Below are 24,499 nucleotides of genomic sequence, written 5' to 3' on the forward strand. Positions count from 1 at the left end.
GGGGGCCCGTCCCTGGGGGGGCGTGGGGGCTCGGGGGTGGCGGGCACTGGCAAACCCTAACATGTGGACCTTTTTTTGGTTGGGGGGGGGGCGGGGGGGGGGGCGGCCCCCCCCCCGGTTCGTTCTGCGGGGTGTGAGCGAGAAGAACCGTGACGGAAAGCGCACCGCCCGCGAGCGGCTGGCGGCAGAGCGTGAGAAGCAGAAGTCCGCGGAGCGGCGGCGCCGCACGCTGATCGTGGCCGCGAGCGTCGTCTGCGTGCTGGGTTTGGCGACGGTGGTCGGCGTCCTCGCCGCGAACCACGGCAAGGACGACAGCGGCAGCAAGAGCACGGGCCCGGTCGTGGCGCCCTCCGGGGCGACCGGCAAGGACAGCCTGGCGATCCAGGTCGGCAAGGACAGCGCCAGGCCGACGCTCACGGTGTGGGAGGACTTCCGCTGCCCGGCCTGTCAGGCCTTCGAGACGGCGTACCGCCCGACGCTCCACGAACTGACCGACTCCGGCCAGCTCAAGGTGCAGTACCACCTGGTCACGATCATCGACGGCAACCTCGGCGGCTCCGGCTCCAAGCGCGCGGCCAACGCGGCGGCCTGCGCCCAGGACGCCGGAAAGTTCCGAGACTTCCACGACGTGCTGTACGAGAACCAGCCCAAGGAGACGGACGACGCCTTCGCCGACAACGCCAAGCTGATCGAGCTGGCGGGCAAGGTGAAGGGTCTCGACACGCCCGCCTTCCAGAAGTGCGTCAACGACGGTACGCACGACAGCTGGGTCACCAAGTCCGCCGCCGCGTTCCAGGCCGGCGGATTCACCGGCACGCCGACCGTCCTCTTCGACGGCAAGAATATCTACGCGGACCAGACGATGACCCCGGCGAAGCTGAAGCAGCTGGTCCAGGCCGCCAACAAGGGGTAAGTCGGCGGGCCGGGTTTCACACCGGCCCGTTATGGAGCCGTAGCCGGGCCGCTTGCCGCGGTCGCGGTCCGGCACGGTAGCGTCGACCCTGCCATGGAAACCATTGCCTACATTCCCAGCCCGTCGCGCGGGGTCATCCACCTCGGCCCGATTCCGCTGCGCGGCTACGCGTTCTGCATCATCATCGGCGTCTTCGTAGCCGTCTGGCTCGGCAACAAACGCTGGGTCGCCCGCGGCGGCAAGGTCGGGACGGTGGCCGACATCGCTGTCTGGGCCGTGCCGTTCGGCCTCGTCGGCGGTCGCCTGTACCACGTGATCACGGACTACGAGCTGTACTTCAGCGAGGGCCGCGACTGGGTGGACGCCTTCAAGGTGTGGCAGGGCGGCCTCGGCATCTGGGGCGCGATCGCGCTCGGTGCGGTGGGCGCGTGGATCGGCTGCCGCCGCCGTGGCATCCCGCTGCCGGCCTGGGCCGACGCCCTCGCCCCCGGCATCGCCTTCGCGCAGGCCATCGGCCGCTGGGGCAACTGGTTCAACCAGGAGCTCTACGGCCGCGAGACGCACCTCCCCTGGGCACTGCACATCACGTCCTCGACGGACGGCCGCGTGCCGGGCTACTACCACCCGACCTTCCTGTACGAGTCCCTGTGGTGCGTCGGCGTCGGCTTCCTGGTCATCTGGGCCGACCGCCGCTTCAAGCTGGGCCACGGCCGGGCGTTCGCGCTGTACGTCGCCTCGTACTGCGTGGGCCGCGGCTGGATCGAGTACATGCGCGTCGACGATGCCCACCACTTCCTGGGCCTGCGGCTGAACGACTGGACCGCGATGATCGTCTTCATCCTCGCGGTGACGTACTTCGTGATCTCGGCGAAGAAGCGCCCGGGCCGCGAAGAGGTCGTCGAACCGGATGTCTCCGACGGCGGAACCGACGGGGACGACGAGCCCACGGCGAAGGAAGAGCCGGAGACCGACGAGCCCGAAGCCTCCGAGGCCGAGGAAGACGCGCCGGAGACCGAGGACGCGGACGTGGACCTGAAGAAGGACGAGCCCGAGTCGGCCAAGAAGAGCTGACGGCTGGTTCTACGACGACGAGGGCGCCCTGTGATCGACAGGGCGCCCTCGTCGCATGTCAGGTCCGGCGCGCCAGCGCCAGCGTGCGCTGCGCGGCCGCCACCACCGCCGCGTCGATGAACTGCCCGCCGGGCAGCGCCTGGGCGCCCTCCTCCCGCACGGCCGCCTTGACGATCGTCTCGGCCTGTTCGAGTTCGTGGTCGGTCGGGAGGAACGCGCTCTCGATCACCGGGAGTTGACGGGGGTGGATCGCCGCACGCCCGAGGAAGCCGAGGGCACGGCCGCGCGCGCAGGAGGCCGCCAGGCCGTCCAGATCGCGGATGTCCGGGTGCACGGACTGCGGCGGCGGAGCCAGAGCTGCCGCCCGAGCGGCCACGATCACCCGCGACCGGGACCAGTCGAGCCCCGCGTCGTCGCGAACGCCCAGGTCGGCCCGTAGATCCGCCTCGCCGAGCGCGATGCCGTGCAGTGAAGGGTGCGCGGTGGCGATCGAGTAGGCCCGCTCGATGCCGAGGGCCGTCTCCAGGAGGGCGAACAGGGGGACGTCATCCGTCGTTTCCGCCACGGCTACGACATCCTCGGCGGACGTCACCTTCGGGAGCCGTAGCCCGGACACCCCCGGGAGCGGAGCGAGCGCCCGGAGGTCGTCCGCCGCCCACGGACTGTCCAGCGCGTTCACCCGGACATGGACATCGAGTTGAGGTTCCGCGAGAAGCTCCGCCGTAGCCTCCCGGGCGTACTCCTTGCGGTCCGGGGCGACCGCGTCCTCCAGGTCGATCACGACCACGTCGGCGCCGGCGACGAGGGCCTTGGTGACGATCTGAGGGCGGTCGCCGGGGACGTAGAGCCAGGTCAGGGGGTACGGGGTCACAGGGCGCCCTCCTCGCGGAGAGTGCTCAACTCGGTTTCGGTCAGGCCCAGTTCGGTCAGGACCGTGTCCGTGTCGGCGCCGTGGGGGCGGCCGGGCCAGCGGATGGCGCCGGGGGTGGCGGAGAGGCGGAAGAGGACGTTCTGCATGCGGAGGGGGCCGAGTTCGGGATCGTCGACGGTGGTGATGGTGTCGAGGGCCTGGTACTGGGGGTCCGTCATCACGTCCCGCACGTCCTGGATGGGGGCGACCGCCGCCTCCGCCTTCTCGAAGGCGGCCAGGACCTCGGAACGCGAGCGCTGTGCGATCCAGTCGCCGACCGCCGCGTCGAGGACGTCGGCGTGCCGGGCCCGGTCGGCGCCCGTCGCGAACCACGGTTCGTCGATCAGTTCCGGGCGGCCGACCAGCCGCATCACGCGCTCGGCGATCGACTGGGCCGAGGTGGAGACGGCGACCCAACTGCCGTCCGCCGTACGGTAGGTGTTGCGCGGGGCGTTGTTCTGGGAGCGGTTGCCGGTGCGCGGCTGGACGTGGCCGAGCTGGTCGTACCAGAGGGGTTGCGGGCCGAGCGCGGTCAGGATGGGTTCGATGATCGCCATGTCCACCACCTGGCCCTCGCCGGTGCGGTCGCGGGCCGCGAGGGCCGTCATCACCGCGTACGCCGTCGCCAGCCCGGCGATCGAGTCGGCGAGGCCGAACGGCGGGAGCGTCGGGGGCGCGTCCGGTTCGCCGGTGATCGCGGCGAAGCCGCTCATCGCCTCGGCGAGGGTGCCGAAGCCGGGGCGGTGCGCGTACGGCCCGAACTGGCCGAAGGCGGTGACCCGGGCGAGGACCAACTTCGGGTTGGCGGCGGAGAGTTCGGCCCAGCCGAGGTCCCATTTCTCCAGGGTGCCGGGGCGGAAGTTCTCGATGATCACGTCGGCGGTGGCGGCGAGGCGGAGGAGGGTGTCGTGCCCGCCCGGTGTCGACAGGTCGAGGGTGATGGTGCGCTTGTTGCGGCCGAGGAGCTTCCACCACAGGCCGACACCGTCCTTCGAGGGACCGTGGCCCCGGGACGGATCGGGCTTCGCCGGGTGTTCGACCTTGATGACCTCGGCGCCGAAGTCGCCGAGCATGGTGGCGGCGAGGGGGCCGGCGAAGAGCGTGGCGAGGTCCAGAACACGCAGGCCGGACAGGGGAGTTGTGGTCGTCGTCTCGGTCATGAGGCGTACTGCTTGTCGATCTCCGCGCGGTACGGCATCGACGCCGTCGCACCCGGCCGCTGTACGGACAGGGCTGCCGCTGCTGCCGCCCATCCAAGCGCCTCCCGCATCGGGCGGCTCTCCGCCAGGGCCACCGCCAGCACGCCGACGAAGGTGTCGCCGGCGCCCGTCGAGTCCACGGCGGTCACTTGGGGTGCGGGGACGGTGAACGGCTCGGCGCCCCGGGCCGCGTACAGGCTGCCCGCCGCGCCCAGGGTGACGATCACCTCGGGTACCTGGTCGAGCAGTGCTGCCGCTGCCTTGCGCGGGTCGGTGTGTCCGGTGAGGGCGGTGGCCTCGTGCTCGTTGGGGACCAACAGGTCGGTTGCGGCGAGGAGTTCGGGCGGGAGGGGTTGTGCGGGCGCGGGGGTGAGGATCGTCCGGACACCGTGGCGGCGGGCCGCCTCCGCGCCCGCGATCACGGCGGCCGGCGGGATCTCCAGTTGGAGGAGCAGGGCGTCGGCGGAGGCGATGAGGGCCTCGTCGCCGGGGGCGAGGTGGTCGACGGTGCCGTTGGCGGCGGGGATCACGACGATCGCGTTGCCGCCCTCGTCGTCCACCACGATGTGCGCGGTGCCGGACGGGCCCTGGACGGTGCGCAGATGGTCGGTGTCGACGCCCGAGTGCTCGAAGGTGGACCGGAGTCGGGCGCCGTAGGCGTCGTCGCCGACCGCTCCGATGATGGTGACGTCGGCGCCCGCGTGGGCCGCGGCGATCGCCTGGTTGGCGCCCTTGCCGCCGGGGATCGTACGGAACTCCCGTCCCGTCACGGTCTCCCCGCGCCGCGGGGCCTTCGTGACGTAGGCGACTAGGTCCATGTTCGTGCTGCCGAGCACGGCGATGAGGGTCATGGGCGGGCGGTCTCCTGGTGGGTGAGCCGGGCGAGGGTGTCGAAGCCGATGCCGTTGAAGTCGCCTACGGAGGTGGCGAGTCGGTTCTTGAGGGGGGTCGTCCAGCGGTCGGGGAGCGCGGCGGGGGTGCCGGCGAGGAGGGCGGAGATGGAGCCGACCGCGGCGCCGTTTGAGTCGGTGTCCCAACCTCCCGACACCGCACGGCAGATGGAGCCGGTGAAGTCGCCGTCCGCGTGGGTGAGGGCGGCGGCGATCAGGGCGGTGTTGGGGATCGCGTGGACCCAGTGGTGGGTGGGGGAGTAGGTCGAGTGGAGTTCGTCCACGACCGCGTCGAAGTCCCGGTGTTTCCGGGCGAGTTGGAGGGCGTGGTGGATCGCCCTTGCGAGCCGGGAGGCGGGCGGGAAGACCGTCAGTCCGGAGCGCAGGCAGGTGTGGATGTCGTGGGTGCCGGTGGCCGCGGTGGCGATGACGGCCGCCGTGAACATCGCCGCGTAGACGCCGTTCGCGGTGTGGGTCAAGGTGGCGTCGCGGTGGGCCTGTTCGGCTGCCGCGCCCGGGTCTCCGGGGTTGGTCCAGCCGTGGACGTCGGCGCGGATCAGGGCGCCGATCCATTCGCGGAACGGGTTGCGGTGGCGGGCCGTTCGCGGGGGTTCCAGGCCGGAGAGCAGATTGCGGTAGGCGATGCGTTCGGCGGTGAAGGTGCGGCCCGCGGGGAGTTCGTCGAGCCAGAGCTTCGCCACGTCGGAGGTGGTGAAGCCCTTGCCGTGGCGCTGCAGCAACAGAAGGTTCAACAGGGGGTAGTTGAGGTCGTCGTCCTCGGGCATGCCGTCGATGTTCTCGGCGAGGGAGGTGGGGGCGGAGCGGCGGTTCCAGGGGTGGGCGGCGAGGAGTTCGGCGGGGACGCCCCGGGCGGTGAAGTAGGTGTTCAGGGGCCAGTTGCCGGTGGCCCGGGCGAGTTGGCGGATGCCGTCGAGGGGGAGTTTCTCGACCGGCTTGCCGAGGAGACAGCCGACGGCCCGGCCCAGCCAGGCGGCCTGGAGGGTGGCCGGACGGGGTGCCGAAGTGGCTTGTGGGGCGGGCCAGTTGGGGCACAGGGCCTTGATCCTCGCCAGGTCCGTCGGCTCCTGGTCCGCCAACCGGCCGGGCAGGTCGGCCAGTTCGTCCAGCAGATCCTCCGCGAGCAACCGGAGGTAACGGGAGGCGGGTTGGTCCGACGCGCCCGCCCTGGCCGGTGCCTCCGCACCGCCCGCCGCCCGCCAGCGCCCCGCGATCGCCGACGGTTCGCGTCCGTCCTGGACGGCCTGGCGCAGTTCGTGGCCGAGCAGGTCCTCCGGCTGGACCCAGGTCAGTCGGAGCACCGGAGTCCTCCGATCTCGGTGAACGCGGCCTCGTGGGCCCGGCGTCGGCGGACGTCCTGGGCGAAGACCTCCCGCGTCACCCGGGCGAGCGTGGCCGCCGGTTCCCAGAGGTCCAGGCGGCTGGCCTCGGCGACCGTCTTCGACCAGTCCTGCGGAACCGGCGAACCGAGCGCACCGGCCACCGCGCCCGCCATCGTCGCGATCGAGTCGCAGTCCCGGCCGTAGTTCACCGAACCCAGCACCGCGTGGCGGTAGTCGCCGCCTGAGACCACCAACATGCCCAGTGCGATGGGGAGTTCCTCGATCGCCTTGGTGCGGGAGGGGCGGCGGGCGTCCAGGGAGGGGGAGCGGTAGACGGGGCCCACCGTGTCGTACGGCGCGACGGCCTCCCGCAGCGGGGCGAGCGCCGACTCGAAGTCCGAGTAACGGGCGGCCACTTCGCAGACTTTCTCGATGGCGGTACGGGTGCCGTCCTTCGCCGGCGCGAGGCAGGCGGTCACCACGGAGTCGGGGGTCGCGCCCGGTGCGCAGGCCGCGGCGACGGCCGCCGCGAAGACACCGGCCGCCTCACGGCCGTACGACGACTGGTGCGCGCCCGCGATGTCGACGGCCTCGGCGTAAGCACCGGCAGGATTGGCCGCGTTGACCAGGCCGACCGGCGCCATGTACATCGCGGCACCGCAGTTGACGATGTTGCCGACGCCGGCCTCGCGGGGGTCGACATGGCCGTAGTGGAGACGGGTCGCGAGCCACTTCTCGGCGAGGAAGATCCGCTGGAGCGGGATGGCCTCCGTCTCCAACTCCGGGATCCAGCGCGGGTTCTGCATCAGGTCCGGGACGAGGTGGTCGGCGATCGCGTACGCGTCGAGGTGGTCGCGGACGGTTGCGTAGACCCGTACCAGAGCGTGGGTCATCAAGGTGTCGTCGGTGACGTGGCCGTCGCCCTTGTGGTAAGGCGCGATGGGGCGGGCGGTGCGCCAGGCGTCGCCGTTCCAGGGGCCGACGATGCCGTGGACGCGACCGCCGTGGCGTTCCAGGATCTGGTCGGGGGAGTAGCCCTCGACGGGACCGCCGAGGGCGTCGCCGACCGCCGCCCCGACGAGGGCTCCGGTGATCTTCTCGTCAAGGCTGCTTTCTGGTTCTTTGGGCGTCATGCACCGAATCATCCTCCTGGTGGGGGCGGTTGTGTGGCTTCCAGGAGTTCGGCGAGTTCTACGAGGTCGGTGCCGGTGAGACGGGGGAGAGCGCAGCCGGAGAGGGTACGGCAGGCGTCCCGCCAGGTGGCGGGGATGGCCGCGCCGCCGCTCAACGCGCCGGTGAGAGCGCCCGCGAGGGCCGGTGCGGAATCGGCGACGCGGGAGAGGCAGGCCGCGGCGGGGACCGCTTCCGCGATACGGCCGCGGGACGCGGTGGCGAGGGCGAGGGCGACCGGGACGGTTTCGGCGGCGGCGATGCCGTAGCTGTAGACGTGGTCGACGATCTGGTGTTCCAGGAGGGGGATCAGGGCGAACGCGTTGTCGCTGTCCCGGGCCAACTTCAGTGCGTGGCGGGCGTTGCGGCCGATCTCGGTGGCCTCGGGGAGTTCGGCGAGGGCGGTTGCCACGCATTCGTCCACGTCCGCCCCGACCAGGGCGAGTGCGAGGGCCGCCGCCATGGCTCTGGCGCCGTGGACTCCGTCGCCGTCCTGGGTGTAGCGGGCGTCGAACTCGGCCAGGGCGGCGGCGCGTTGGGGGTCGCCGGGGTGGGCCACCGCCAGTACGCAGGCTCTGACGCAGGCCGCGTCGTCGAAATAGTGGGGGTTGTCGTGGCCGGTGGCGGGCGGGCGGAGGCCGGCGGCGAGGTTGCCGAGGCCGGCTCGTACGGAGATGCGGGCGCGGAGGGGGAGTACGGCGGACTCGACCTCGGGGGCGCGGTCCGCTGCGGCGGCTACTTCGCTGGCTACGGCGTTCCAGCTGAGGTCGATCGAGGCGCGCGTCCGGCGTTCTCTGCTGAGGTCGCCGAGGACTGTGTCGTCGCCGGCTCGTAGTACGGCTTCTGCGGCGAACGCTGCCCACTCGGCGTCGTCGGAAGGGCCCAGGCGGAGCGGCTCGGGGGGTTGGTTGAGGGCGATGGGGACGGGGAGTGTCGTGGTCGCGTTCTGCTCGGCGAAGGTGTCGAGCTCGCGGGTCAGCCGACGAGTCCACTCCGGCATCCGAGCGGCGCGGTGCCTTGCGGCGGGCCAACCGGCGGCATCCCCTGCGGCGAGCCCGAGCAGCAGCCCCTCGATCCGACACGCCTCGGCTCCGCCATCGGCCTTTGTTTTCCCACCCGCACCGCCCGTGCGGCATTCGTCGTCGGGTGCGGGTGGTCCCTGTGGGGTGCGATCGCCGTTGGCGGCTGCGGGGCGGTGGGGGGTGGGGTGGGGTGTGCGGGTTTTGTTGTGGAGTGCGGGTGGTCCCTGTGGGGCGGGATGGCCGTTGGCGGTTGCGGGTTCGCGGGGTGCGGGGTGGGGTGTGCGGCTGTCGTTGTTGGGTGCGGGTGGCCGTTGTGGGGCGGGATCGCCGTTGGCGGCTGCGGGTTCGTGAAGCGCGGCGGCTGGCGCGGGTGGTTCCTGCTCGGTGCAACACCCCTCGGTCGCCGTCGGTTCCAGCGGGTACCGCGGAGTGTTCGTGTCCTCGGCGGTCAGGCCTTCGCCGTTGGTTGGTCTCATCGCCGTACCTCGTCCTCGTCCGCCGCCAGTAGGTACGCCCCCTGATCTCGTCGCACCGCGCCCCACTTGCCGCCGTCCCCCGGCACCAGCAACTCCGCGATGTCCAGCACATGGTGGCCCGCCATCGCCGGCAGGCAGCTGCCGTGGGCCGGGCCGATCGCCGATGCCCAGTCCGAAGGGATCGCGGACGCGCCGCGCGTCGCTCCCGCCAGCGCGCCCGCCACCGCCGCCGTCGTATCCGCGTCGCGGCCCATGTTGACCGCGGTGAGGACGGAGTCCACGAAGTCGCCGTCGGCCGCCGCGTACGCGCCGAAGGCGAGGGCGACCGCCTCGGGGGCGAGGTCGGTCCAGGGGTAGCCGCCGATGACGACCGCGGAGCGGACCGCGCGTTCGCCGCGGTGGGCGACCGCCACCGCGCGGCGCAGGGAGCGGGCCGTCCAGGAGTCGTCGGGGACCACGGCGAGGGCTGAGGCGACCACCGCGATCGTCGGGGCGCCCGCCATCGCCGCCGCCACACCCGCCGCCACCGCCTGGCCACCGTAGATGCCCTCGCCGTCGTGGCTCACCGAACCGTCGATCGCGACCAGGCGGGCCGCCTCGGCGGGGCGGCCGGCCGCGAAGACGCCGAAGGGGGCCGCCCGCATGGCCAGGCCGTCGCTCCAGGCGTGGCGGTGCTGGGCGGAGATGGGGGCGGCGAGGCCCCGGCGGAGGTTCTCCAGGGTGCCGCGTTCGCTGAAGCCCGCGCCCCGGAACGGGCCCTCGTCCCGGTCCGCGATCCACTCGTGCCAGGCCGCCTCCACATGGGAGGGGGTCAGAGCCGAACCGTGGCGGGCGAGGAGGAGGCCGGAGAAGATCGCGTACTCGGTGTCGTCCGTGCCCGCCGGGTTCTCCGCCACGTATCCCTCGATACGGCCCCAGCGGGCGCGGATCTCGGAGGGCTTCATGTTCTCCGCGGGTGCGCCGAGGGCGTCCCCGACCGCCAGGCCCAGCAGCGCGCCGCGTGCCCGTTCGCGGAGTTCGGTGGCGTTCTTGGGCGCCGGGACCGGGGGAATGCAGGCGATCGATGCCATACGCACGGCCTCTCCTACGGGGTTCCCTCAGAGCACCTCAGGGCGCGGAACCCTTTGCGGATGTCTCCCACGGGAGGCCTTCGGCAGAGCCTGACGGAGTGCAGCATCACCCGGTCGACATTTGATGGGCTATTGGCTCGGATGAGCGTTCGAGGGTAAACGTGCTGGTTAGCCCAGCCTTTCCTTGCTGGTGGCCATGAAATGAAAGGCGTATGTTCGGTGTTGTCGAAGAGTAGAACTTGTCTAAACTTAGCCTTACCTTAGCCCCTGGGGGATCACCGCATGGCCATCATCGAGACCGAGGCGACGCTTCACGAGGCGCACCGCGACAACCACACCCACCGCGATGTGAACGGCGGCTGGCTGCGCCCGGCGGTGTTCGGCGCGATGGACGGTCTCGTCTCCAACCTCGCCCTGATGACCGGTGTCGTCGGCGGTGCCGTCAGTCACCAGACCGTCGTCATCACCGGGCTGGCCGGGCTCGCCGCCGGCGCCTTCTCCATGGCGGCCGGCGAGTACACCTCCGTCGCCTCCCAGCGTGAGCTGGTCGAGGCCGAACTCGACGTCGAGCGGCGGGAGTTGCGCAAGCACCCGGAGGACGAGGAGGACGAGCTCGCCTCCCTCTATGTCTCCCGTGGGGTCGAGAAGGAGCTGGCCCGCGAAGTCGCCCGGCAGCTGTCGCGCGACCCCGAGCAGGCCCTTGAGATACACGCCCGCGAAGAACTCGGCATCGACCCGGGCGATCTGCCCTCGCCGCTCGTCGCCGCCGTGTCGTCCTTCGGGTCGTTCGCGCTGGGTGCGCTGCTTCCCGTACTGCCGTTCCTGCTCGGGGCGACCGCGCTGTGGCCGGCGCTGCTGCTCGCGTTCGTCGGGCTGTTCGGCTGTGGTGCGGTGGTGGCCCGGGTGACCGCGCGGACCTGGTGGTTCAGCGGGCTGCGGCAGCTCGCGCTGGGCGGTGCGGCGGCCGGTGTGACGTACGCCCTGGGCACCTTGTTCGGAACGGTCGTAGGATAGCTCGACGCGCACTTATGCGTTGGGCCGCATAAGTAGCCGTTACTCGCTGGTTTCGAACGCTTAACCACTGGGCATGAGCCGTAAGCGCTGTGGGCAATGACGCTCGCGGCGCACCCGCGGGATGGGCGACGACGCTCCCTCTGCCGTGGACTGACGGACATCGATCTGTCCGCTTTGGTCCCCTTAACCTTCACCGCCTGTGCGGTGCACCGCCGCCAACCCGCGGCGTCCGCATGTTGGAACGGAGTATCCGGTTCCCGAGAACCGTTCCATCATGTAACCTGCACGAAATTTTGCGCTAACTCGCAGAGGGCCAACGTCGTCCCTACGCACTTGCATATGCCACGACGACGACGGGAGAGCCGATGCGTACGCCGCGCCAGCCGTCCCAGCAGACCGCGAATGGCCAGAACTGGTCTTTCATGGATGCTCGCCCTGCCGCGCAGGGTATGTACGACCCCCGCAACGAGCACGACGCCTGTGGCGTCGGCTTCGTGGCCACCCTCACCGGCGAGGCGAGCCACGCGCTGGTCGAGCAGGCGCTCACGGTGCTGCGCAACCTGGAGCACCGCGGTGCGACGGGTGCCGAGCCCGACTCCGGCGACGGCGCGGGAATCCTGTCCCAGGTGCCGGACGCCTTCTTCCGTGAGGTGGCCGGATTCGAACTGCCCGCCGCCGGTGGATACGCGGTCGGCATCGCCTTCCTGCCCCCGGACGGAGCGGACGCCGCCGTCTCACAGATCGAGACGGTCGCCGCCGAAGAAGGCCTCACCGTCCTCGGCTGGCGCGAGGTTCCGACCGCGCCCGAACTCCTCGGTGCCACCGCCCGCTCCACCATGCCGCTCTTCCGGCAGGTCTTCGTGAGCGACGGCGAGACCCAAGGCATCGACCTCGACCGCAAGGCCTTCGCGCTGCGCAAGCGCGCCGAGCGTGAGGCCGGCGTCTACTTCCCGTCGCTCTCCGCGCGGACCATCGTCTACAAGGGCATGCTCACCACCGGTCAGCTGGAGCCCTTCTTCCCGGACCTGTCCGACCGGCGCTTCGCCTCCGCGATCTCGCTCGTGCACTCCCGGTTCTCCACGAACACCTTCCCGTCGTGGCCGCTCGCCCACCCGTACCGCTTCGTCGCGCACAACGGCGAGATCAACACGGTCAAGGGCAACCGCAACTGGATGGCGGCCCGCGAGTCGCAGATCGCCTCCGACCTTTTCGGCGACCAGGACAAGATCGACCGGATCTTCCCGATCTGTACGCCCGAGGCGTCCGACTCCGCGTCCTTCGACGAGGTGCTCGAACTCCTCCACCTGGGCGGCCGTTCGCTGCCGCACTCCGTGCTGATGATGATCCCGGAGGCGTGGGAGAACCACGACTCCATGGACCCGGCCCGCCGCGCCTTCTACCAGTTCCACGCCACGATGATGGAACCCTGGGACGGCCCGGCCTGCGTCACCTTCACCGACGGCACCCAGGTCGGCGCGGTCCTCGACCGCAACGGCCTGCGCCCCGGCCGCTACTGGGTCACCGACGACGGCCTCGTCGTCCTCGGCTCCGAGGTCGGCGTCCTCGACATCGACCCCGCGAAGGTCGTCCGCAAGGGCCGCCTCCAGCCCGGCCGCATGTTCCTCGTGGACACCGCCGAGCACCGCATCATCGAGGACGACGAGATCAAGGCCGGGCTCGCCGCCGAGAACCCGTACGCCGACTGGCTCGAAGCCGGCGAGATCGAGCTGTCCGACCTGCCCGAGCGCGAGCACATCGTGCACACGCACGCCTCGGTCACCCGCCGCCAGCAGACCTTCGGCTACACCGAAGAAGAGCTGCGCGTCATCCTCGCGCCGATGGCCAAGGCCGGTGCGGAGCCGATCGGTTCGATGGGCACCGACTCGCCGATCGCCGCGCTCTCCAGCCGCCCGCGGCTGCTCTTCGACTACTTCACCCAGCTGTTCGCGCAGGTCACCAACCCGCCGCTGGACGCGATCCGCGAGGAGCTCGTGACCTCGCTGCGCTCGTCCCTCGGCCCGGCGAGCAACCTGCTGGAGCCGACGGCCGCGTCCTGTCGTAGCGTCACCCTGCCCTTCCCGGTGATCGACAACGACGAGCTGGCCAAGCTCATCCACATCAACGCCGACGGCGACATGCCCGGCATGAAGGCCGCGACCCTCTCCGGCCTCTACCGGGTCTCCGGCGGCGGCGACGCCCTCGCGGCCCGCCTCGCCGAGATCTGCACCGAGGCCGACGCGGCGATCGAGAACGGCGCCCGCCTGATCGTCCTCTCGGACCGGCACTCCGACGCCGAGCACGCGCCGATTCCGTCGCTGCTGCTCACCGCCGCCGTCCACCACCACCTCATCCGCACCAAGCAGCGCACCCAGGTGGGCCTGCTGGTCGAGGCCGGTGACGTGCGCGAGGTCCACCACGTCGCCCTGCTCATCGGCTTCGGCGCCGCCGCCGTCAACCCGTACCTGGCGATGGAGTCCGTCGAGGACCTCGTCCGCGCGGGCACGTTCCTCACCGACATCGAGGCCGAGCAGGCCATCCGCAACCTGATCTACGCGCTCGGCAAGGGCGTCCTCAAGGTCATGTCCAAGATGGGCATCTCGACCGTCGCCTCCTACCGGGGCGCCCAGGTCTTCGAAGCGGTCGGCCTCGACGAGCAGTTCGTCAACGCCTACTTCAGCGGTACGGCCACCAAGATCGGCGGCGTCGGCATCGACGTCATCGCCAAGGAGGTCGCCGCCCGGCACGCCAAGGCGTACCCCGCCTCCGGCATCGCGCCCGCGCACCGCGCCCTCGACATAGGCGGCGAGTACCAGTGGCGCCGCGAGGGCGAGCCGCACCTGTTCGACCCGGAGACGGTCTTCCGCCTCCAGCACTCGACGCGCACCAACCGCTACGACATCTTCAAGAAGTACACGGACCGCGTGAACGAGCAGTCCGAGCGGCTGATGACCCTGCGCGGCCTCTTCGGCTTCAAGTCGGACCGCCCCTCGATCTCCATCGACGAGGTCGAGCCCGTCTCCGAGATCGTCAAGCGCTTCTCCACCGGAGCCATGTCGTACGGCTCCATCTCCCTGGAGGCGCACGAGACCCTCGCCATCGCCATGAACCAGCTGGGCGCCAAGTCCAACACCGGTGAGGGCGGCGAGGACGCGGACCGGCTCTACGACCCGGCCCGGCGCAGCGCCATCAAGCAGGTCGCCTCCGGCCGCTTCGGCGTCACCTCCGAGTACCTGGTCAACGCGGACGACATCCAGATCAAGATGGCCCAGGGCGCCAAGCCCGGAGAGGGCGGCCAGCTGCCCGGCCACAAGGTCTACCCGTGGGTCGCCAAGACACGTCACTCGACCCCGGGTGTCGGTCTGATCTCGCCGCCGCCGCACCACGACATCTACTCCATCGAGGACCTCGCCCAGCTGATCCACGACCTGAAGAACGCGAACCCGCAGGCGCGGATTCACGTCAAGCTGGTCTCGGAGGTCGGCGTCGGCACGGTCGCGGCGGGTGTGTCGAAGGCGCACGCGGACGTCGTCCTCATCTCCGGCCACGACGGCGGTACGGGCGCCTCCCCGCTGACGTCCCTCAAGCACGCCGGTGGACCCTGGGAGCTGGGCCTCGCCGAGACCCAGCAGACCCTGCTGCTCAACGGACTTCGCGACCGGATCGTCGTCCAGACCGACGGCCAGCTCAAGACCGGCCGTGACGTCGTCATCGCCGCGCTGCTCGGCGCCGAGGAGTTCGGTTTCGCGACCGCGCCGCTCGTCGTCTCCGGCTGCGTCATGATGCGCGTCTGCCACCTCGACACCTGCCCGGTCGGCATCGCCACGCAGAACCCGGTGCTGCGCGACCGGTTCGCCGGCAAGGCCGAATACGTCGTGAACTTCTTCCAGTTCATCGCCGAAGAGGTCCGCGAGATCCTCGCCGAGCTGGGCTTCCGCACCATCGAGGAGGCCGTCGGCCAGGCGGGCACGCTCGACGTCGAGCGCGCGGTGGACCACTGGAAGGCACAGGGCCTCGACCTGGCCCCGCTGTTCTACGTCCCCGAACTCCCGGACGGAGCGGCCCTCCACCAGGTCATCGAGCAGGACCACGGCCTGGAGAAGGCGCTCGACAACGAGCTGATCAAGCTCGCCGCCGACGCGCTGGCCGCGTCCAGCGCGACCGACGCCCAGCCGGTCCGCGCCCAGGTAGCGATCCGCAACATCAACCGCACGGTCGGCACGATGCTCGGCCACGAGGTGACGAAGAAGTTCGGCGGTGCGGGCCTGCCCGATGACACCATCGACATCACCTTCACCGGCTCGGCGGGCCAGTCCTTCGGCGCCTTCCTCCCGCGCGGTGTCACGCTGCGCCTGGAGGGCGACGCCAACGACTATGTCGGCAAGGGCCTTTCGGGCGGCCGGGTCATCGTGCGCCCCGACCGGGGCGCCGACCACCTCGCCGAGTTCTCCACCATCGCGGGCAACACCATCGCCTACGGCGCGACCGGCGGCGAGCTGTTCCTGCGCGGTCGGACCGGTGAGCGGTTCTGTGTCCGCAACTCCGGTGCCACGGTGGTCTCCGAGGGCGTGGGCGACCACGGCTGCGAGTACATGACCGGCGGCCGGGCGGTCGTGCTCGGCGAGACCGGCCGCAACTTCGCGGCGGGCATGTCCGGCGGCATCGCCTACGTCATCGACCTGAACCCCGACAACGTGAACGTCGGAAACGCGGGCGCCGTCGAGGAGTTGGACGAGGACGACAAGCAGTGGCTGCACGACGTGGTGCGCCGCCACGCCGAGGAGACCGCCTCGACGGTCGCCGAGAAGCTGCTCGCCGAGTGGGCCGTCTCCGTGGACCGCTTCAGCAAGATCATCCCCAGCGCATACAAGGCAGTGCTCGCCGCCAAGGACGCCGCCGAGCGAGCGGGTCTCTCCGAGACCGAGATCACCGAGAAGATGATGGAGGCGGCGATCAATGGCTGACCCGAAGGGCTTTCTGAACCACGGGCGCGAGGTCGCCAAGTCCCGTCCCGTAGACGTCCGGTTGAAGGACTGGAACGAGGTCTACGTCCCCGGTTCGCTGCTGCCGATCATCGGCAAGCAGGCCGGCCGGTGCATGGACTGCGGTATCCCGTTCTGTCACAACGGCTGTCCGCTGGGGAACCTGATCCCCGAGTGGAACGACTACGCCTACCGCGGGGACTGGACGGCCGCGTCGGAGCGCCTGCACGCGACGAACAACTTCCCCGAGTTCACCGGGCGGTTGTGCCCGGCTCCCTGTGAGTCGGCGTGCGTGCTGGGCATCAACCAGCCGCCGGTCACCATCAAGAACGTCGAGGTCTCCATCATCGACAAGGCCTGGGAGACGGGCGACGTCGCCCCCCAGGCCCCGGAGCGTCTCTCCGGCAAGACCGTCGCGGTCGTCGGCTCGGGCCCGGCGGGCCTCGCCGCCGCCCAGCAGCTCACCCGGGCGGGCCACACCGTCGCCGTCTTCGAGCGCGCGGACCGCATCGGGGGCCTTCTCCGGTACGGCATCCCCGAGTTCAAGATGGAGAAGCGGCACATCAACCGCCGTATCGAGCAGATGCGCGCGGAGGGCACCCGCTTCCGCACGGGCGTCGAGATCGGCCGCGACCTCAAGGCCACCGACCTGCGCAAGCGCTACGACGCGGTCGTCATCGCCGCCGGTGCCACCACCGCGCGTGATCTCCCCGTCCCCGGGCGGGAGTTGACCGGTGTCTACCAGGCGATGGAGTACCTGCCCCTGTCCAACAAGGTGCAGGAGGGCGACTACGTCACCGCCCCGGTCTCGGCCGCGGGCAAGCACGTCGTCGTGATCGGCGGCGGCGACACCGGCGCGGACTGCGTGGGTACGGCGCACCGCCAAGGGGCCGCCTCCGTCACGCAGTTGGAGATCATGCCCCGCCCGGGCGACGAGCGGAACCCGGTCTCCCAGCCGTGGCCGACCTTCCCGATGCTCTACAAGGTGACGTCCGCGCACGAGGAGGGCGGTGAGCGGGTCTACTCCGTCAACACCACCCACTTCGAGGGCGACGAGGACGGCAACGTCCAGTGGCTGCACCTCGTCGAGGTCGAGTTCGTCGACGGCAAGCTGACCCAGAAGCCGGGCACGGAGCGCAAGATCCCCGCCCAACTGGTCACCCTGGCCATGGGGTTCACCGGCACCGACCGCGAGAACGGCCTGGTCGACCAGTTCGCCCTGGACCTGGACGAGCGCGGCAACATCGCCCGCGACGCCGACTTCCAGACCAACGTCCCCGGCGTCTTCGTCGCCGGTGACGCGGGCCGCGGCCAGTCCCTCATCGTGTGGGCGATCGCGGAGGGCCGCTCGGCCGCCCGCGGCGTCGACCGCTTCCTCACGGGCGCCAGCGAACTCCCGGCCCCGATCCGCCCGACGGACCGCTCGCTGATGGTCTGACGGCACCGAGAAAAAAAGTGGGGGAATCCCCTCAATAGACGTCCCGCACAATGGCGTGCGGAACACGAGACGGCGCCTGCCTCGTCCCCGACCGGACACGGCAGGCGCCGCCGCATGTGCAGGCTCAAGTCCCGGATTTCTAGGGGATTTTGTACGTCTCCCCGTACACCTTCCACACCAACGGCGTCCGCAGGCTCAGGTTCCCCTCGTCCAGGAACCTCCGCTGCGCCGTGTCGACGCGGGAGGTGTCGATCCCGGGGTGCTTGGCCCGCATCGTGGCGCGGCGGACGTCGAGGAAGGCGCTCAAGTAGGCCTTCTCGTCGCCGCCTTGGGCAGGAGGCGCGACCCGCTGCATCGCGCGCGTGCGGATGCCGTAGAAGCCGTCCGTGCCCGGGCCGTGGAAGACGATCGCGTCGTAGTAGATGAACTGCCCCAGCGGGCCCAGGCCGTCGCGTTTCGCGGCGCTGACCGCCGGGTCGAAGTAGATGCGGTCGCGTTCCTCCTCCTGTGCCGCCTGGAAGGCGGGGACCTTCGCCTCGGCGCGCCAGGCGGCCGGGAAGCCGGGGTCGAGGCCCTGGTGGGAGTCCGTGCCGTCGACCCTGCGCAGGGCGGGGAGGTAGCGGGCGAGACCGTTGTCGGGGTGGGCGGCGGTGTACTTCTCGACCAGGACGAGCAGGTCGTGGGTGCCGGTGCAGAAGCCGATGATGCCCGCGGTGTAGCCCTGGCCGTCGCCGATGTCCTGCACATATCCGTACGCGCTGCGCCAGTCGAGCGTCGAGTTCTCCGCGCTGGCCACCAGTTCCTGGGCGAGGTTCTTCATGGCCGGCGCGGCCAGTCCCTCGGGTGCTCTGTGTTGTGCCTCGGCGGCCGGGTGCACGGGCCGCGGGTCGTCGTGGGCGGTGGGTGAGGAGCCGTAGGCCGTCGCCGCGAGGAGGACGAGGGGTACGGCGGCGAGGATCAGGACGCCGGCGCGTTTCATGGGGCCCAGAGTAGGGAGGTTACGTCCCCAATTCCGGGGGTTGGGGGGACATGGGGACTGCCGGACCCGCGTGGCGTAATCTCTCTCCTTTCGCCGTGATCCGAAGGGAGCCCCTGTGGCCGCGATCTCGCTCAGCAAGGTCGAGGAGACCGCGCCCGCGCTGGTCAGCCTGTACAAGAGCGCCGGGGTCTCGCTCCGCAAGCACGGGCTGGACGGGCAGCGGGCGGCCGTCTATCTGGTGGTCGACTACTCGGGTTCCATGAAGCCGTACTACAAGGACGGCAGCGTGCAGGCGCTGGCGGACCGGGTGTTGGGGCTGTCGGCACACCTGGACGACGACGGGACCGTGCCGGTCGTCTTCTTCTCGACCGACGTCGACGCTGTCACGGACATCGCACTCGCCGACCACGCGGGCCGGATCGACCGCATCGTGGCCGGACTCGGACACATGGGCAAGACGAGCTACCACCTCGCCATGGACGCCGTCATCGACCACTACCTCGACAGCGGCTCCAAGGCGCCCGCCCTCGTCGTCTTCCAGACCGACGGCGGCCCGATCAACAAGCTCGCGGCGGAACGGTATGTGTGCAAGGCCGCCAGGCTGCCGATGTTCTGGCAGTTCGTCGGCTTCGGCGACGCGAAGAGCAAGCAGTTCGAATTCCTGCGCAAACTCGACGAGTTGGCGGTGCCACAGAAGCGTGCCGTCGACAACGCGGGCTTCTTCCACGCCGGTTCGGATCCGCTGAAGATGTCCGACGCGGAGCTCTACGACCGGCTCGTGGGCGAGTTCCCGCAGTGGCTGTCGACGGCACGAGAGCGGGGGATCGTCCAGTGACCCGCGTCCTGCCCGCCTCGGCGCGAACTGCCTTGCCCTGGAAGAACGGTGGCGGTGTGACACGGGAGATCGCCGTCTGGCCCGAGGGCGCGGGCATGGACGACTTCGCGTGGCGGGTGAGCCTCGCCGAGGTCGGCGCGGACGGGCCGTTCTCCGCCTTCCCGGACGTCGACCGGACCCTGACCCTCGTCGAGGGCACCGGCATGGACCTCACCGTCGACGGCGACCGGCAACTCGTCAACACCCGTTACGTACCAAGGGACTTCAGGGGAGACGTGCCGACCGACTGCCGGCTGCTCGACGGCCCGGTCGTCAACCTCAACGTCATGTGGCGCCGGGGCGCGGGTGCCACGGCCCCCACGGTCGCCGTCGTCCGGGGGCGGCTGCCCCTGCGCGCGGGCGCCCTGGTGGTGGCGCTGGACGGGGTCGCGGAGGTGGCCGGACTGACCCTCGGGCCCTACGACGCCGTCCAGTTGGGCGACCAGGAGGCGGTGCTGCACGCCCGGGGTCGTACCGCCGTGATCGGGCTGCCATTGCCCGCTGACGCACCGTTGGCTTAGCCCCGCCCCCGTGACACCCTGTGGAGTGATCCGGGCGGGGAGGGCGGCGAACGTATGGACGGCGCACGAACGGTGAACGGCACAGCGGGCGGCGGACGGCCGGGTGAGGCCGGCAAGGGGGAGAAGCTCGCCGACTGGGCGGACGGACGGCTCGGGCTGTACGCGCTGGCCAAGGCCAATATGCGCAAGGTCTTCCCGGACCACTGGTCGTTCATGCTGGGCGAGATCTGCCTCTACAGCTTCATCATCCTGATCCTCACGGGCGTCTATCTCACTCTGTTCTTCGAGCCGAGCGGTGTCGAGGTCATCTACCACGGCTCGTACACGCCGTTGAACGGCATCCCGATGACCCGGGCGTTCGAGTCCACGCTCGACATCAGCTTCGATGTGCGCGGCGGGCTGCTGATCCGGCAGATCCACCACTGGGCGGCCGTCGTCTTCATCGCGGGCATGCTCATCCACATGATGCGGGTGTTCTTCACCGGCGCCTACCGCAAGCCGCGCGAGCTCAACTGGGTTTTCGGCTGGACCCTGTTGTTCCTCGGCATCATCACCGGGCTGACCGGCTACTCGCTCCCCGACGACCTGCTGTCCGGCACCGGCATCCGTTTCGCGGACGGCGCGATCCTGTCCGTGCCGATCGTCGGGACGTATCTCTCGATGTTCCTGTTCGGCGGGGAGTTCCCGGGGCACGACATCATCTCGCGGCTCTTCCCGATCCATGTCCTGGTGCTGCCGGGGATCATGCTGGGCCTGGTCGTCGCGCATCTGATCCTGGTCTTCTACCACAAGCACACGCAGTACCCCGGGCCCGGACGGGACCAGAAGAGCGTGGTCGGCATGCCCTTCCTGCCCGTCTACATGGCCAAGGCGGGCGGCTTCTTCTTCCTCGTCTTCGGGGTGCTCGCCATCATGGGCGGCATCGCCAGCATCAACCCCGTGTGGGCCTTCGGCCCGTACCGGCCCGACCTGGTGACGACCGGCGCCCAGCCCGACTGGTATCTCGGCTTCTCCGAGGGGCTCATCCGCGTGATGCCGGGATGGGAGATCAACGCCTGGGGCCACACACTGGAGTTGGGCGTCTTCATCCCCTTCACGCTCTTCCCGCTGATCCTCGCCGCCATCGGCGCCTACCCCTTCATCGAGGCCTGGATCACCGGCGACAAACGCGAACACCACATCCTCGACCGGCCGCGCAACATGCCCGTGCGCACCGGACTCGGGGTGGCCTGGCTGAGCCTGTACGGCGTGCTGCTGATCGGCGGCGGCAACGACGTGGTCGCCACCCATCTCAACCTCTCGATCAACGCGATCACTTGGTTCGTACGGGTCTCCTTCTTCGTGATGCCCGTGGTCGCCTTCCTCGTCACCAAGCGCGTCTGCATGGGACTCCAACGCCGGGACCGCGACAAGGTGTTGCACGGCCGCGAGTCCGGCCTCATCAAGATGCTGCCGCACGGCGAGTACGTCGAGGTCCACGAACCCCTCGCGCAGGACGAGCTGTTCAGACTCACCCAGCACGAACAGGAACCGCCCTACGAGATCGGCCCGCTCGTCGACGCGAACGGCGTGCGCCGCCAGGTCAAGGGCGGACAGCGGGTGCGGGCCCGGCTCGCCAAGGCGATGTTCGGCCCCGAGACCCACATCCCGAAGCCGACGGTGGAGGAGTACAAGGAACTCACGAGCGGCGATCACCACCACTGAGGCCTTCGAGTACGGCGGCCCGGCACTCGCCCGGGTCGCCCCAACTCGCGCGCAGGGCACGGGCCTTGGTCAGCCACAGCGACAGGTCGTACTCCGCCGTGTAGCCGATCGCGCCGTGCAGCTGGAGCGCCGTCCGGGCCGTCGCGTACGCCGCCTCGCACGCGGCGACCTTCGCGGCGGCCACGTCCGACTCCGTCATGGTGAGCGCGGCACCGAAGACCAGCGGACGCGCGAACTCCAACGCGATCTTCGCATCGGCCAGCTGATGCTTCACCGCCTGGAACGAGCCGACGGGGACCCCGAACTGGGTGCGCTGCTTGACGTACGCGACGGTCCTGTCGAGCAGCGCGAGGCCGACACCGAGCGCCTGGGCGGCGGTGGCCAGCCGGGCCCAGGTGAGGGCCTGGGCCAAGGGCGGCTCCGGGGTGAGGAGTTCACCGCCCGGGAGCAGGCGGGTGAGACGGCGCGCCGGGTCGAGGGACGCGTGTACCGGTCCGTCGTGCCCGGGCGCCAGCCGCAGTCCGTCGGCGTCCCAGCTCAGCCGGATCGTCGCCACGTCGCCGTCCAGCGCGTACGACCCCGCCGGCGCCGCCGTGGCCATCGCCCCGCCCGCCGCCAGCGCGGGCAACAGGCGCTTGGCCAGGGCGGGTTCGCTCAGCAGCGCGGCTGCCGCGACCGTTTCCACCAGCGGCCCCGGAACCGCGTGCCGCCCCAACTCCACGAACGCCACCGCGACTTCGACCGGCCGGGGACCGAGCCCCTCGTACGCCTCGGGCACCGCGAGCGCGAACACCCCCGCCCCCGCGATACGGCGCCACAGCGCCCGCCCGCTCGCATGCTCGCCGCGACTCCAGGACCGTACGGCCGACGGAGTGTCCGCGGCCGTCAGCATCGCGTTCAACGAGTCGGCGAACGCCCGCTGTTCGGGGTCGAGGAGGAAGCGCATCAGCGGCGGCCCTTCGGCAGGCCGAGCAGGCGCTCGGCGATGATGTCGCGCTGGATCTCGTTCGTACCGGCGTAGATGGGGCCCGCGAGGGAGAAGACGTAGCCCTCGGCCCAGTCGGTGTCCGCCAACTCGCCCTCTGTGCACAGTAGTTCGAGGGCGGTCTCGTGCAGGGCGATGTCGTACTCGGACCAGAAGACCTTGTTCAGGCTGGACTCCGGGCCGATGGACTCGCCGTCCAGGAAACGGGAGGCGTTGGCGTAGGTGAAGAGCTGGTAGGCGCGGGCGCCGATCACGGCGTCCGCCACCCGGTCTCTTGCCGCTGGTGAACTGCCCTGCTCCCGCCAGAGGTTGAGCAGGCGGTCGGCGGCGGCGAGGAAGCGGCCGGGGGAGCGGAGGGTGAGGCCGCGTTCGTTGCCGGCGGTCGACATGGCGACCCGCCAGCCCTGGCCCGGCTCGCCGATCACGTCCTCGTCGGGGACGAACACCTCGTCCAGGAAGAGTTCCGCGAAGGCCGGTCTGCCGTCGAGGCGGCCGATCGGGCGGACCGTGACGCCGGGCGCGCGCAGGTCGAACATCAGGTAGGTCAGGCCCTGTTGGGGCTTCGGGGTGTTCTGCTCGCTGCGGAACAGGCCGAACGCGCGGTCCGCGAAGGCCGCGCGCGAGGACCACGTCTTCTGCCCGCTCAGCAGCCAGCCCCCGCCCGTGCGCACCGCCCGTGAGGTGAGCGAGGCCAGATCCGAACCCGCCTCCGGCTCCGACCACGCCTGCGCCCACACCACCTCGCCGGTCGCCATCGGCGGCAGCACGCGCGCGCGTTGCTCCCGCGTGCCGTGGTCGAAGAGGGTCGGGGCGAGCAGGCTGATGCCGTTCTGGCCTACCCGGCCCGGCGCACCCGCCGCGTAGTACTCCTCCTCGAACAGCAGCCACCGCACGATGTCCACGCCCCGGCCGCCGTACTCCTCCGGCCAGGACACCACCGACCAGCGGTCCGCGGCGAGTTGGGCCTCCCACGCGCGGTGCGCGGCGAAGCCCTCCTTCGTCTCCAGGGAGGGGAGCGGAGTGGCCGGCACATGCGCGCGCAGCCAGGCGCGGGCCTCGGCGCGGAACGCCTCCTCGGCGGGAGCGAAGTCGAGGTCCATCGCCAACCATCCTTCCCTAACAAGTGTTTGGTAGGTTAGCGTGGCCGTATGACAGGCGTCGAGAGTCCGGCACACGTCCCCGGGCACGGGCTGCTGAAGGGGCGCACCGCCGTCGTCACCGCCGCCGCCGGCGCGGGGATCGGCGGGGCCACCGCGCGCCGCTTCCTCCAGGAGGGCGCCCGCGTGCTGATCAGCGACGCGCACACACGGCGGCTGAAGGAGTACGAGGCCGAGCTGGCAGCGGAGTTCGGGTCGGAGGCGGTCGCCGCGCTGCCGTGCGATGTCACCGACGAGACGCAGGTGCGGGCGCTGTTCGACGCTGCCGTCGCCGCGCACGGACGCCTCGACGTCGTCGTCAACAACGCGGGCCTGGGCGGCACTTCGGACCTCGTCGACATGACGGACGAGCAGTGGTCGAAGGTGCTGGACGTGACGTTGAACGGCACCTTCCGCTGCACCCGGGCCGCGCTGCGCGCGATGCGCGAAACAGGTGGCGGGGTGATCGTCAACAACGCCTCCGTCGTCGGCTGGCGCGCCCAGGCCGGACAGGCGCACTACGCGGCGGCCAAGGCGGGCGTGATGGCGCTGACCCGGTGCGCGGCGATCGAGGCCGCCGCTTACGGCGTGCGGGTCAACGCGGTCTCGCCGAGCCTCGCCATGCACCCGCACCTGGTGAAGGTGACGACCCCCGAACTGCTCGCGGAACTCACCGCCCGCGAGGCCTTCGGGCGGTACGCCGAGCCCTGGGAGGTGGCCAACGTGATCGTGTTCCTGGCCTCGGACTACTCCTCGTACATGACGGGCGAGGTCGTCTCCGTGAGCAGCCAGCATGCGTAGCGGGACG

19 protein-coding genes are annotated in these 24,499 nt (G+C 70.7%); 9 read left to right on the plus strand and 10 right to left on the minus strand.

Annotated elements, in window-relative coordinates; all coding sequences use genetic code 11:
• Window positions 1-133 precede the first annotated feature (133 nt).
• Together ACFXC1_RS13135 and lgt are read left to right on the plus strand one after the other, a co-directional pair.
• Window positions 134-913: a DsbA family protein gene (locus ACFXC1_RS13135; RefSeq protein WP_381242156.1), complete on the plus strand. Its 780-nt coding sequence runs from the start codon at window positions 134-136 to the stop codon at window positions 911-913.
• A gap of 93 nt (window positions 914-1,006) precedes the next feature.
• A complete protein-coding gene (gene lgt / locus ACFXC1_RS13140) occupies window positions 1,007-1,984 on the plus strand; it encodes a prolipoprotein diacylglyceryl transferase (protein WP_381242158.1) in 978 nt (325 codons plus the stop codon).
• Window positions 1,985-2,042: 58 nt separating this feature from the next.
• Here the strand turns inward: lgt and ACFXC1_RS13145 are convergent, their stop codons facing one another.
• From ACFXC1_RS13145 to ACFXC1_RS13175, 7 genes are read right to left on the minus strand one after another with little or no spacing between them, the layout of a single operon-like run.
• Window positions 2,043-2,855 (minus strand): HpcH/HpaI aldolase/citrate lyase family protein, encoded by an 813-nt coding sequence (locus tag ACFXC1_RS13145; RefSeq protein ID WP_381242160.1) that lies wholly within the window; start codon window positions 2,853-2,855, stop codon window positions 2,043-2,045.
• A complete protein-coding gene (locus ACFXC1_RS13150; RefSeq protein WP_381242162.1) occupies window positions 2,852-4,054 on the minus strand; it encodes a CaiB/BaiF CoA transferase family protein in 1,203 nt (400 codons plus the stop codon). Before ACFXC1_RS13150 ends, ACFXC1_RS13145 begins: the two co-directional genes overlap by 4 nt.
• Window positions 4,051-4,944 carry a ribokinase gene (gene rbsK, locus ACFXC1_RS13155; protein ID WP_381242164.1) on the minus strand — a complete coding sequence of 298 codons (894 nt, stop codon included), beginning with the start codon at window positions 4,942-4,944 and terminating at the stop codon, window positions 4,051-4,053. Before rbsK ends, ACFXC1_RS13150 begins: the two co-directional genes overlap by 4 nt.
• Window positions 4,941-6,302, minus strand: a complete 1,362-nt coding sequence (locus ACFXC1_RS13160; RefSeq protein WP_381242166.1) for an ADP-ribosylglycohydrolase family protein — start codon at window positions 6,300-6,302, stop codon at window positions 4,941-4,943. The genes rbsK and ACFXC1_RS13160 overlap by 4 nt, the downstream gene beginning before the upstream one ends.
• Window positions 6,290-7,456 (minus strand): ADP-ribosylglycohydrolase family protein, encoded by a 1,167-nt coding sequence (locus tag ACFXC1_RS13165; RefSeq protein ID WP_381242168.1) that lies wholly within the window; start codon window positions 7,454-7,456, stop codon window positions 6,290-6,292. Before ACFXC1_RS13165 ends, ACFXC1_RS13160 begins: the two co-directional genes overlap by 13 nt.
• A gap of 8 nt (window positions 7,457-7,464) precedes the next feature.
• Complete coding sequence (locus ACFXC1_RS13170) at window positions 7,465-8,991, minus strand: ADP-ribosylglycohydrolase family protein (protein ID WP_381242170.1); 1,527 nt, start codon at window positions 8,989-8,991, stop codon at window positions 7,465-7,467.
• Window positions 8,988-10,061, minus strand: coding sequence for an ADP-ribosylglycohydrolase family protein (locus ACFXC1_RS13175; RefSeq protein ID WP_381242172.1), 1,074 nt, complete (start codon window positions 10,059-10,061; stop codon window positions 8,988-8,990). Before ACFXC1_RS13175 ends, ACFXC1_RS13170 begins: the two co-directional genes overlap by 4 nt.
• Window positions 10,062-10,343: 282 nt before the next feature.
• On the opposite strand from ACFXC1_RS13175, the gene ACFXC1_RS13180 reads away from it, so the two are divergent.
• From ACFXC1_RS13180 to ACFXC1_RS13190, 3 genes are all read left to right on the plus strand, one after another.
• Window positions 10,344-11,075: a VIT1/CCC1 transporter family protein gene (locus ACFXC1_RS13180; RefSeq protein ID WP_381242174.1), complete on the plus strand. Its 732-nt coding sequence runs from the start codon at window positions 10,344-10,346 to the stop codon at window positions 11,073-11,075.
• A 365-nt stretch (window positions 11,076-11,440) separates the two neighbouring features.
• Window positions 11,441-16,036: a glutamate synthase large subunit gene (gene gltB, locus ACFXC1_RS13185; protein ID WP_381242176.1), complete on the plus strand. Its 4,596-nt coding sequence runs from the start codon at window positions 11,441-11,443 to the stop codon at window positions 16,034-16,036.
• Window positions 16,029-17,492: a glutamate synthase subunit beta gene (locus ACFXC1_RS13190; protein WP_381242178.1), complete on the plus strand. Its 1,464-nt coding sequence runs from the start codon at window positions 16,029-16,031 to the stop codon at window positions 17,490-17,492. Before gltB ends, ACFXC1_RS13190 begins: the two co-directional genes overlap by 8 nt.
• Window positions 17,493-17,631: 139 nt before the next feature.
• Here the strand turns inward: ACFXC1_RS13190 and ACFXC1_RS13195 are convergent, their stop codons facing one another.
• Window positions 17,632-18,471 carry a chitosanase gene (locus tag ACFXC1_RS13195; protein ID WP_381242180.1) on the minus strand — a complete coding sequence of 280 codons (840 nt, stop codon included), beginning with the start codon at window positions 18,469-18,471 and terminating at the stop codon, window positions 17,632-17,634.
• Window positions 18,472-18,586: 115 nt separating this feature from the next.
• On the opposite strand from ACFXC1_RS13195, the gene ACFXC1_RS13200 reads away from it, so the two are divergent.
• The 3 genes from ACFXC1_RS13200 to qcrB are packed head-to-tail and all read left to right on the plus strand — an operon-like array spanning window position 18,587 to window position 21,570.
• Window positions 18,587-19,306 carry a vWA domain-containing protein gene (locus tag ACFXC1_RS13200; protein ID WP_381242182.1) on the plus strand — a complete coding sequence of 240 codons (720 nt, stop codon included), beginning with the start codon at window positions 18,587-18,589 and terminating at the stop codon, window positions 19,304-19,306.
• Complete coding sequence (locus tag ACFXC1_RS13205) at window positions 19,303-19,866, plus strand: HutD/Ves family protein (protein ID WP_381242184.1); 564 nt, start codon at window positions 19,303-19,305, stop codon at window positions 19,864-19,866. Before ACFXC1_RS13200 ends, ACFXC1_RS13205 begins: the two co-directional genes overlap by 4 nt.
• Before the next feature lie 54 nt (window positions 19,867-19,920).
• Entirely contained in the window at window positions 19,921-21,570 is a 1,650-nt protein-coding gene (gene qcrB / locus ACFXC1_RS13210; RefSeq protein WP_381242186.1) for a cytochrome bc1 complex cytochrome b subunit, read from the plus strand.
• Here qcrB and ACFXC1_RS13215 read toward each other — a convergent pair.
• Both ACFXC1_RS13215 and ACFXC1_RS13220 read right to left on the minus strand, forming a co-directional pair.
• The gene (locus ACFXC1_RS13215) at window positions 21,545-22,516 is read right to left on the minus strand and encodes an acyl-CoA dehydrogenase family protein (RefSeq protein WP_381242188.1); all 972 of its coding nucleotides are present in this window, start codon (window positions 22,514-22,516) and stop codon (window positions 21,545-21,547) included. The genes qcrB and ACFXC1_RS13215 overlap by 26 nt on opposite strands.
• Complete coding sequence (locus ACFXC1_RS13220; protein WP_381242190.1) at window positions 22,516-23,655, minus strand: acyl-CoA dehydrogenase family protein; 1,140 nt, start codon at window positions 23,653-23,655, stop codon at window positions 22,516-22,518. The genes ACFXC1_RS13215 and ACFXC1_RS13220 overlap by 1 nt, the downstream gene beginning before the upstream one ends.
• Window positions 23,656-23,703: 48 nt before the next feature.
• On the opposite strand from ACFXC1_RS13220, the gene ACFXC1_RS13225 reads away from it, so the two are divergent.
• Window positions 23,704-24,492 carry an SDR family oxidoreductase gene (locus tag ACFXC1_RS13225; RefSeq protein WP_381242192.1) on the plus strand — a complete coding sequence of 263 codons (789 nt, stop codon included), beginning with the start codon at window positions 23,704-23,706 and terminating at the stop codon, window positions 24,490-24,492.
• Window positions 24,493-24,499 lie beyond the last annotated feature (7 nt).

Source organism: Streptomyces hokutonensis, assembly GCF_042751305.1.
In the GTDB taxonomy this organism is placed as follows: Bacteria; Actinomycetota; Actinomycetes; order Streptomycetales; family Streptomycetaceae; genus Streptomyces; species Streptomyces hokutonensis_A.

Coding starts and splice junctions, on each gene's coding strand:
- gltB (WP_381242176.1), top strand. CDS start 11,441: ATGCGTACGCCGCGCCAGCCGTCCCAGCAGACCGCGAATGGCCAGAAC.
- ACFXC1_RS13225 (WP_381242192.1), top strand. CDS start 23,704: ATGACAGGCGTCGAGAGTCCGGCACACGTCCCCGGGCACGGGCTGCTG.
- lgt (WP_381242158.1), top strand. CDS start 1,007: ATGGAAACCATTGCCTACATTCCCAGCCCGTCGCGCGGGGTCATCCAC.
- qcrB (WP_381242186.1), top strand. CDS start 19,921: ATGGACGGCGCACGAACGGTGAACGGCACAGCGGGCGGCGGACGGCCG.
- ACFXC1_RS13175 (WP_381242172.1), bottom strand. CDS start 10,061: ATGGCATCGATCGCCTGCATTCCCCCGGTCCCGGCGCCCAAGAACGCC.
- rbsK (WP_381242164.1), bottom strand. CDS start 4,944: ATGACCCTCATCGCCGTGCTCGGCAGCACGAACATGGACCTAGTCGCC.
- ACFXC1_RS13220 (WP_381242190.1), bottom strand. CDS start 23,655: ATGGACCTCGACTTCGCTCCCGCCGAGGAGGCGTTCCGCGCCGAGGCC.
- ACFXC1_RS13180 (WP_381242174.1), top strand. CDS start 10,344: ATGGCCATCATCGAGACCGAGGCGACGCTTCACGAGGCGCACCGCGAC.
- ACFXC1_RS13170 (WP_381242170.1), bottom strand. CDS start 8,991: ATGAGACCAACCAACGGCGAAGGCCTGACCGCCGAGGACACGAACACT.
- ACFXC1_RS13165 (WP_381242168.1), bottom strand. CDS start 7,456: ATGACGCCCAAAGAACCAGAAAGCAGCCTTGACGAGAAGATCACCGGA.
- ACFXC1_RS13195 (WP_381242180.1), bottom strand. CDS start 18,471: ATGAAACGCGCCGGCGTCCTGATCCTCGCCGCCGTACCCCTCGTCCTC.
- ACFXC1_RS13150 (WP_381242162.1), bottom strand. CDS start 4,054: ATGACCGAGACGACGACCACAACTCCCCTGTCCGGCCTGCGTGTTCTG.
- ACFXC1_RS13190 (WP_381242178.1), top strand. CDS start 16,029: ATGGCTGACCCGAAGGGCTTTCTGAACCACGGGCGCGAGGTCGCCAAG.
- ACFXC1_RS13215 (WP_381242188.1), bottom strand. CDS start 22,516: ATGCGCTTCCTCCTCGACCCCGAACAGCGGGCGTTCGCCGACTCGTTG.